Annotated in this window: 5 protein-coding genes; 1 reads left to right on the forward strand and 4 read right to left on the reverse strand. The window is 65.1% G+C overall.

Annotated elements, in window-relative coordinates:
- Positions 1-60: 60 nt before the first annotated feature.
- From dxs to IQ458_RS09870, 4 genes are all read right to left on the reverse strand, one after another.
- Positions 61-1,965: a 1-deoxy-D-xylulose-5-phosphate synthase gene (gene dxs / locus IQ458_RS09855; RefSeq protein WP_203322663.1), complete on the reverse strand. Its 1,905-nt coding sequence runs from the start codon at positions 1,963-1,965 to the stop codon at positions 61-63.
- A gap of 182 nt (positions 1,966-2,147) precedes the next feature.
- Positions 2,148-2,798, reverse strand: a complete 651-nt coding sequence (locus tag IQ458_RS09860; protein ID WP_141453650.1) for an HNH endonuclease — start codon at positions 2,796-2,798, stop codon at positions 2,148-2,150.
- Between the two features lie 146 nt (positions 2,799-2,944).
- Positions 2,945-4,735 carry an acyl-CoA dehydrogenase C-terminal domain-containing protein gene (locus IQ458_RS09865; RefSeq protein ID WP_203322664.1) on the reverse strand — a complete coding sequence of 597 codons (1,791 nt, stop codon included), beginning with the start codon at positions 4,733-4,735 and terminating at the stop codon, positions 2,945-2,947.
- A gap of 159 nt (positions 4,736-4,894) precedes the next feature.
- Positions 4,895-5,371, reverse strand: a complete 477-nt coding sequence (locus tag IQ458_RS09870) for an LEA/WHy family protein (RefSeq protein ID WP_203322665.1) — start codon at positions 5,369-5,371, stop codon at positions 4,895-4,897.
- Positions 5,372-5,728: 357 nt separating this feature from the next.
- Here IQ458_RS09870 and IQ458_RS09875 point away from each other — a divergent pair, with 357 nt between their 5' ends.
- Positions 5,729-8,359 (forward strand): DUF6531 domain-containing protein, encoded by a 2,631-nt coding sequence (locus tag IQ458_RS09875; RefSeq protein ID WP_203322666.1) that lies wholly within the window; start codon positions 5,729-5,731, stop codon positions 8,357-8,359.
- Positions 8,360-8,364 lie beyond the last annotated feature (5 nt).

Consider the following 8,364-nt stretch of genomic DNA (forward strand, 5'->3'; position numbering starts at 1 on the left):
TGGTGGCCCGGTAGCCGTGAACCGTGTTCCTAGGCGCGGGGTTTCGATTTCTGGCCGGGATCAGCCTGCCGCGCTGAGGGGCGCGCTGGCCGCCAGTTGCGGCCAGCGGCGCAGCACGGAGGCGCGGATGCCTGCCGCGTCGATGCCCGCTTCGGCCAGCAGATCCTCGCGGCTGGCGTGATGCTGGAATTCGTCGGGCAGACCGAGATGCAGCACGGGCAGGGCGATGCCCTCGGCATTGAGCAGTTCAGCCACGCCGGAACCCGCACCGCCCATCACCACGTTGTCCTCCACGGTGACGAAACCCTGGTGGCTGGTGGCAAGCTCCAATACCAATGCGCGATCCAGTGGTTTGACGAAGCGCATGTTGACCACGGTCAGGCCCAGTTCGCGACCGACCTGCTCGGCGGCGGCGACCGTGGATCCGAACGCCAGCAGCGCCACGCGATTGCCGCGCGTGCGCAGTTCGGCCTTGCCGATCGGCAGGGTGTCCAGATCCGTCTGCACGGCCACGCCGGGACCGGTGCCCCGCGGATAGCGAACCGCGGCCGGGCCGGCGTGGTGATAGCCGGTGCTGAGCATGCGTCGGCATTCGTTCTCGTCCGCCGGCGCCATCACCACCATGTTCGGCACGCAGCGCAGATAGCTCAGGTCCAGGTTGCCGGCATGGGTGGCGCCGTCCGGGCCGACCACGCCGCCGCGATCGATGGCGAACAGGACATCGAGATCCTGGATCGCCACGTCATGCACCAGCTGGTCGTAGCCGCGCTGCAGGAAGGTGGAGTAGATCGCCACCACCGGCTTGCCGCCTTCGCAGGCCATGCCGGCGGCGAGCGTCACCGCGTGCTGCTCGGCGATGGCGACGTCAAAATAGCGCTCGGGGTATTCCTTGCTGAAACGCACCAGTCCCGAGCCTTCGCGCATCGCGGGCGTGATGCCCAGCAGCCTGGGTTCGGCCGCGGCCATGTCGCAAAGCCAGTCGCCGAAGATGTCGGTATAGGTCGGCTTCTTGGCGCCGCTCTTGCTGACCAGGCCCTTTTCCGGATCGAACGGGCCGACCGCGTGATATCCGATCTGATCGCCCTCGGCCAACTCGTAGCCCTTGCCCTTGGTGGTCAGGATGTGCAGCAGCTGCGGTCCCTTCAGGGTCTTGAGCGTCTTCAGCGCGCCGACCAGCGCTTCCACGTCGTGGCCGTCAATCGGGCCGGTGTAATGGAAGCCCATCTGTTCGAACAGGGTGGATGGCACGAACATGCCCTTCCAGTGCTCCTCCCAGCGGCGCATGAAGCGCGCCGGCGGCTTCTTCTTGTCGCCCAGCAGTTTCTTGCCACCCTCGCGCAGTGCGTTGAGGGTGCGGCTGCTGCTCAGCCGTCCCAGCATCTTGGTCAGCCCGCCGACGTTCTCCGAAATCGACATCTGGTTGTCGTTGAGGATGACCAGCAGGTTCGGTTCGGGTTCCATGCCGCCGGCATGGTTGAGCGCTTCGAAGGCCATGCCCGCGGTCATCGCGCCGTCGCCGATCACGGCGACCACCTTGCGGTCGTCGCCCTTCTGCGCGAGTGCGACGGCCATGCCCAGGGCGGCGGAGATCGAGGTGGAAGAGTGGCCGACCCCGAACGTGTCGTATTCGCTTTCCTCGCGCTTGGGGAACGGCGCGACGCCGTCCTTCTGCTTGACCGTGTGGATCTGGTCGCGGCGGCCGGTGAGGATCTTGTGCGGATAGCACTGGTGGCCGACGTCCCAGACCAGGCGGTCGACCGGGGTCTCGTACAGATAATGCAGGGCGACGGTGAGTTCGATCACGCCCAGACCGGCGCCGAAATGGCCGCCGCTCTTGCCAACCGATTCGATCAGGTAGCCGCGCAGCTCCTCGGCGATGGCCGGCAGTTCGGACTCCTCGAACCGACGCAGGTCGGCGGGGGTCTCGATGCGGGAAAGGCGGGGGTAGCGGGCGGGATCGATCATGGGCTTGATTTCATCTGGCCCGCTATTTTCCCCCCCTTGTGTGAGGCGGGGCAAGCGAACGGGTGAAGCCGGGGCGAAGCGACGCGGCCCGGGCGGGCGAAACTCACGACCTGTTCATTTGCCGGCCGTGGCGTTCGGGTGCTTTCGGGCATAAGGGGCCGGGCAGGCCGGAACGGCCGGGCTCAGGCCGACAGCTTGGACTTCTTGGGCAGGTGGGCCTTCAGGAAGGCCATCTGGTCGGCCAGGATGTTGCGGTTGGACAGGATCAGGTGCTCGATCCAGCTGGGCCGGTAGGGCACCGCCAGCAACGGCATGTGGGCCTGCTGCGGGGTGCGGTTGCTCTTGCGCGAGTTGCAGTGGAAGCACGCGGTGACCACGTTCTCCCAGGTGTCGCGCCCGCCCTTGGACAGCGGCAGCACGTGATCGCGGGTCAAATGCTGGCGGCTGAAATCCTGGCCGCAGTACAGGCACAGATAGGCATCGCGCGCGAACAACGCGGTATTGGTCAGCGTCGGCGTGGGCGAGAGCGCGTGTGCACGGGCATGCCCGCGGGAAGCGACGATGGGGTGCAGCTCGATGACGCTCTGTTCGCCGGTCATGCGGCTGGTGCCGCCATGTACCCGCAGGCAGGGCTCGCCGAGCGTCCAGGCCACCGCGCCGCGCGCGTACAGGCAGGTCGCGTCCTGCCAGTTGATCCAGTCCAGCACGCGGCCATGCGCGTCGAGCGACAGCAGGCGCGGAGTGAAGCGGGAGGGGGATTGCGGAGCAATGACCGCCGGGCCGGATGCGCTGCCGGTGTCGACCAGGTGAAGCTGAGCTGTGTCTGCTTCCATGGGGAATCAGGTTATACCTGATTGATGACAATTTGGATAGCGCCGCTTTGGCAATGCCGGTGGCTATCGACCGGCAACCGCCGCCGGCACCGCGAATGCATGGGCATTCCCACCCTTGGTCCGGGTGGGAATGCCGCTGTCGAGTCTCATTCGCCGAACCGTTCCGCGGCCATCGCCATCAGCGGCGAAGCGCCGGAGCCGATCGCGGCGGCGTGGGCGAGGGTACGCGGCAGGATGCGGGCGAAGTAGAACCGCGCCGTTTCCCGCTTGGATTGCTTGAACGCCTCGGACTGGGACGAGGCTTCCGCGGTCGCCACGCTGCGCGCCCACCAGTAAGCCAGGGTGACGTAGCCGGAATAGAACAGGTAGTCATGGCTGGCGGCACCGATCTCTTCCGGATCCTGGCTGGCGCGCTGCAGGATGTCGCGGGTCAGCACGGCCCATTCGCTGGTCTTTTCGCGAAGCGGCGCGATGAATTCGGCGATGGCCGCGTTGCCTTCGTGCTCGCGCAGGAACGCCTCGATCTCGGCCAGGAAAATCTTCAGTCCGGCCGCTTGCGTGGACGCGGTCTTGCGTCCCATCAGATCCAGTGCCTGGATGCCGGTGGTGCCTTCATACAGCGTGGTGATGCGCGCATCGCGCGCAAGTTGTTCCATGCCGTGTTCGTGGATATAGCCGTGGCCGCCGAAGCACTGCAGTGCGTGGTAGGTGTTCTCGATGCCCCACTCGGTCTGGCAGGCCTTGGAAATCGGGGTCAGGAAACTCACCAGCGTGTCGGCGCGTTCGCGCTCTGCCGGATCCGGCGAATGGCTGGCGACGTCGATCAGCGTGCCGGCGTGCAGCGCAAGCAGCCGGCTGCCCTCCACCAGCGACTTCACCGTCAGCAGCATGCGGCGCACATCGGGATGGACGATGATCGGATCGGCCGGCTTGTCGGGAAACTTCGGGCCGCTCAGTGCGCGCGTCTGCAACCGCTCGCGCGAGTAGCGCAGCGCGTTCTGGTAGGCGCGCTCGCTCAGTGCGATGCCCTGCAGGCCGACGCCCAGGCGCGCGGTGTTCATCATGGTGAACATCGCCTGCAGGCCCTTGTGCGGCTGGCCGACCAGGTAACCCTGCGCACCGTCGAAGTTCATCACGCAGGTGACCGAACCCTTGATGCCCATCTTGTGCTCGATGGAGCCGCAATGCAGCGCATTGCGCTCGCCAACCTTGCCGTCGCGATCGACCTTGAACTTCGGCGTCACGAACAGCGAGATGCCCTTCGCGCCCGCCGGTGCGTCGGGCAGTTTGGCCAGCACGAGGTGCACGATGTTGTCAGTTAGATCGTGTTCGCCGGCGGTGATGAAGATCTTGGTACCGGTGATCGCGTAACTGCCGTCGGCGTTGGGTTCGGCGCGGGTCTTCAGCAGACCCAGATCAGTGCCGCAATGGGGTTCGGTCAGGCACATGGTGCCGGTCCAGCGGCCTTCCACCAGCGGCTTGAGGAAGACCTCCTGCTGCCACGATTCGCCATGCTGCTTGAGCGCCTCGACCGCGCCGTGCGACAGCAACGGGAAATTGCCCCAGGCCAGGTTGGCGGCATTGACCATTTCGTTGAGCGGTACGCCCATCACGTGCGGAAGGCCCTGGCCACCGAAGTCCGGCGACGCGGTCAGGCCGGTCCAGCCGCCCTCGATGAACTGCTCGTACGCAGCCTTGAAGCCAGGCGGCGTGGTCACCGCCTGGGTGGCCTGGTCGTAGGTCGAACCGATCTCGTCGCCGACGCTGTTCAGCGGCGCCAGGACGGTTTCCGAAAAGCGGGCAGCTTCCTCCAGCACCGCGTCCAGGACGTCGCGGGTGGCGTCGGCGTAGCCGAGCCGGGCGAACAGGGCTTCGGCGCCCAGCACGTCGTAAAGGGCGAAGCGGATGTCATTCAGGGGGGCGCGATAGGCACTCATGGGGGATGTCGGGACGGCGGCCCGGGGGCCGGAAGCCTTCAGCATACTACGGCGTATGGCGGTGGCGGATGGCGCGCCGCAGCATGCCGCTGCCAGGGGCGGGGCCGGAAACGACAACGGCCCCATGCGGGGCCGTTGCTGCAAACCGGAAGGCGAGGATCAGCGCATGACGCCGTCCAGCCCGGGCACCGGATTGAGGGTGCTGCGACCGGTGATCTGGAAATCGCGCGGCTTGGCCTCCTCCGGCGTGGCATTGGCCGTTCCCTTCAGGCTGTAGGGCAGCGAACGCCGGCCAGCCAGCGCGTCGGCCAGCACCATCTTGGCTTCCGCGCTGGGCGTGAACGGCACCGTGACCACGTCCGCGGACTCCGGTCCGACCGACAACGCGGGACTGGATTCCAGGGTGCCGGCGTTGTGACCGTCCACTTCCACCGCCAGGCTGACCCGATCAAAACGCATCGGGATGCTGCTGTAGTTCTGCAGGCGCAGGTCCACCGACCAACTGCCGTTGGCCTTGACCGTCAACTGCTGGATGCTGGCCGCCGGTTCCGATACGCGCCGAACCGGACCGCCGCTGCACGCGGCCAGCAATGCCGTCGCCAGAAACACCACCGCCAAAAGACCACGCCGAATCATCCCGTCACTCCATGCCGAGTAGATGCGGATAGTACGCGTCGAGGGGCGGGGCTTCCAAGGGAACAGGAGTACGCGCTTTTCCGTGGTTGACCCGCGGATGGCGGAAGTTGCGAAAGAACAGCCGGGCCTCGTTCCGCCGCACGCGGCAGATTCAGACGAATCCTATTCATTCACGCCCCTTGGCGACGCCATCGTCGGGCTGCTGGTGATCGAGCGAAGTCTGTTCGGCCTTTCGTATCCCGCCCCCGGTGCCTGCCTGCGAGCCGGCTCCTGTCGCATGGAAGCGTACGGCCTCACCCGGCAGGTCCAATGGAGGGATAGGGAATGCGTGCAATACGAAGTGTGGGGATTGCGTCGATGCTGCTGCTTGCCTCGCTGTGGTCGGCCGGTGCGGGCGCCATCATGATGGCGGACAGGAGCAGGTGTCCAAATGGCGTACAGGGACCGAACGGCTGCCAGTCCGAGGCGCCCACGCCCAACACCCTGGAAACAACCACCGTAATCGGGGTACGACCTCCGGCTTGGGAAGCCATCTACGATCGGTACATCTACGACAGTCTGTTCCGTGGGCAAACCGGTCCCCACAGGCGCGATGATCTCCCGGAAACCCAGATGCCCGGAGAGCCTGTTGAGGCCGACGCAAAAGCGCCTCCCGGCCCCTGCGACGAAGCCGCCAAGGGAGCGGTCACCCTGGCGGGGGATCCGATCGACTATTCCAATGGCAACCTGCTCGAATTCGCCTATGACTTCACCACGGCGGGAGAAGTGCCGCTGTACCTGCAGCGCTCTTACAACCGCTATTGGACCCACAAGGGGCTTTTTGGCTACAACTGGGTGAGCAACTTTGATCTGCGGTTGTCCAGGAGTGCCGACGGCAAGCGGATCACGCTGTCCAGGAACGATGCCACGATGCTTGGCTTTGCATACGCCGACAAGCCAATGGCAGGTTGGCATGCGGCCGGAACAAGCGCGTACATCCGCGCTGACGGCCGCGGCGGCTACATCTATCACGCGTCGGACAACAGCATCGAGACGTACAACAGCATCGGCCAGATCACCAGCCAGAAGAACTCGCGTGGTGTCGGCATCACCTTCGGCTACGTGGGCGGGTTGCTGACCACCGCGGCACACACCTCCGGCCGCGTCGTTCGATTCGGCTGGTCCAACGGACTGCTGACCAGTGTCATCGATCCGGCAGGGAACGTGTACCGCTACGGCTATCAGCGAAAGGCCGCCCAGGTCCAGCTCCTGAGCACCGCGACGTTGCCCGGAACGCCCGCCACGGTGATCGGCTATCACTATGAACAACCGGGAACGGGCCTTACCGGAAAATCGGTCAATGGCGAGCGCTTTGCGAACTTCACCTATGACAGCTACAGCCGCGCCACCAGTTCGATGCACGCCAATGGTGCGGAAAAGTACACGTTCTCGTACAGCTTCCCAGGGGCAGGGCAACTGAAGTCGGTGGTGACCAATCCCTTGGGCAAGAAGACGACTTACCTCTTCAGGAACGGCAAGCTGTTATCCGCCACCGGACACCCTTCCGCGCACTGTCCCGGCACCTACCGCGAGATTACCTACGACAAATACGGAAACCGCGATCTGGTCACCGATTCCGCGGATGGAATCACCGACTACGACCACGACGAGAAAGGGCGCCTGACCCGCAAGATCGTCGGTGCGGGAACACCACTGGCACAGGAGACCCGCTACAGCTGGGACGCCAACAACCGGAACACGCGTGTAGTGATGAGTGGAGTATCCCAGACCGACTACGTGTATCGTCCGGACGGCCTGATAGCGTCGATCTCGGTCCGTAATCTCTCCAGGCATGGCATTGCCGGCCAGACCCTGGTCACGCGATATGGCTATACGTTCCACCCCAATCGCATGTTGCACACGGTGGTGGAGGACGGGCCCGTGGCAGGTGCGGGTGATGCGATCACGCGGACGTTCGACCAATTCGGGAACCTGACCGGCATCGCCAACAGCCTCGGACACCGGACGACCTACGCAGCGCACAACGGGTTGGGGAAGCCGGGCCGCATCACCGGCGTAAATGGAGAGGTCACCGAGTACACCTACGACGCCCGTGGGCGGGTACTTGCGGTTAGGCAAACCACGGGCGGAATCATTCGTATCAGCCAACATACCTACGATCAGCGAGGCCGTCTCATCCGGACGCTGGATCCGGAAGGAACGGACACGACGTATCAGTACGATTCGTCCGATCGCCTCATCAAGGTTTCCCGGCCCACCGCGAATCCCGAATACCGGGCGCTGGGCGGAAACGCCAGGGAGTATCGCCTGCACGTCCACGACGCCGCCGGCAATATCGTCCGTACCGACGTCGGGATTGAATACAACGCGCCCAGACAGGGGACAGGTCGGGCAATCACGATTGTCTGTCGGCCCCGACGGCTGGATTGCGGCCCCGAACTGCCGGAACCATTGCTGCCGTCGAGGCCCGCCGTCCCTTCCACGCTGTTGCTGGCGCGCGAGCATACGGACTATGACGAACTGGGGCGGATTCGCGCCCGTCGGGGCAACAACGGGCAGATTGTCCGTTATGCCTACGACGCCAATGGCAAGCTGCGGACCATGACCGACGCGCTGGGGAGGACCACCACGCTGGCGCATGACGTACTGGGGCGGGTTGTCTCCGTGCGAGACGCGGCAGGTCACTGGACGCGCTTCGAGTACGACGGGGGCGGCCGCTTGAGCAGGATTGTGGATCCCAACCGGAACGCGACGACCTACGTGCATGACGGCCTGGGACAGTTGTGGGCGCAGCGCAGCCCGGATACCGGACTCAGCACGTTCGAGTACAACCCGAGCGGCCAACGTGTCCGGATGACCCGCAATGACGGTACGGTGACGACCTACGGCTACGACGCCCTCGGACGTACCAGCCAGATAGCGGCAGGCGGGAGCATCCATCGGTTCGGTTATGACTGGTGCACACATGGACCGGCCAGCCTTTCGTAGACATC

Origin of the sequence: Pseudoxanthomonas beigongshangi (genome assembly GCF_016820515.1) — a bacterium.
Classification (GTDB): domain Bacteria; phylum Pseudomonadota; class Gammaproteobacteria; order Xanthomonadales; family Xanthomonadaceae; genus Pseudoxanthomonas_A; species Pseudoxanthomonas_A beigongshangi.

Coding starts and splice junctions, on each gene's coding strand:
- IQ458_RS09860 (WP_141453650.1), bottom strand. CDS start 2,798: ATGGAAGCAGACACAGCTCAGCTTCACCTGGTCGACACCGGCAGCGCA.
- IQ458_RS09865 (WP_203322664.1), bottom strand. CDS start 4,735: ATGAGTGCCTATCGCGCCCCCCTGAATGACATCCGCTTCGCCCTTTAC.
- dxs (WP_203322663.1), bottom strand. CDS start 1,965: ATGATCGATCCCGCCCGCTACCCCCGCCTTTCCCGCATCGAGACCCCC.
- IQ458_RS09870 (WP_203322665.1), bottom strand. CDS start 5,371: ATGATTCGGCGTGGTCTTTTGGCGGTGGTGTTTCTGGCGACGGCATTG.
- IQ458_RS09875 (WP_203322666.1), top strand. CDS start 5,729: ATGCTGCTGCTTGCCTCGCTGTGGTCGGCCGGTGCGGGCGCCATCATG.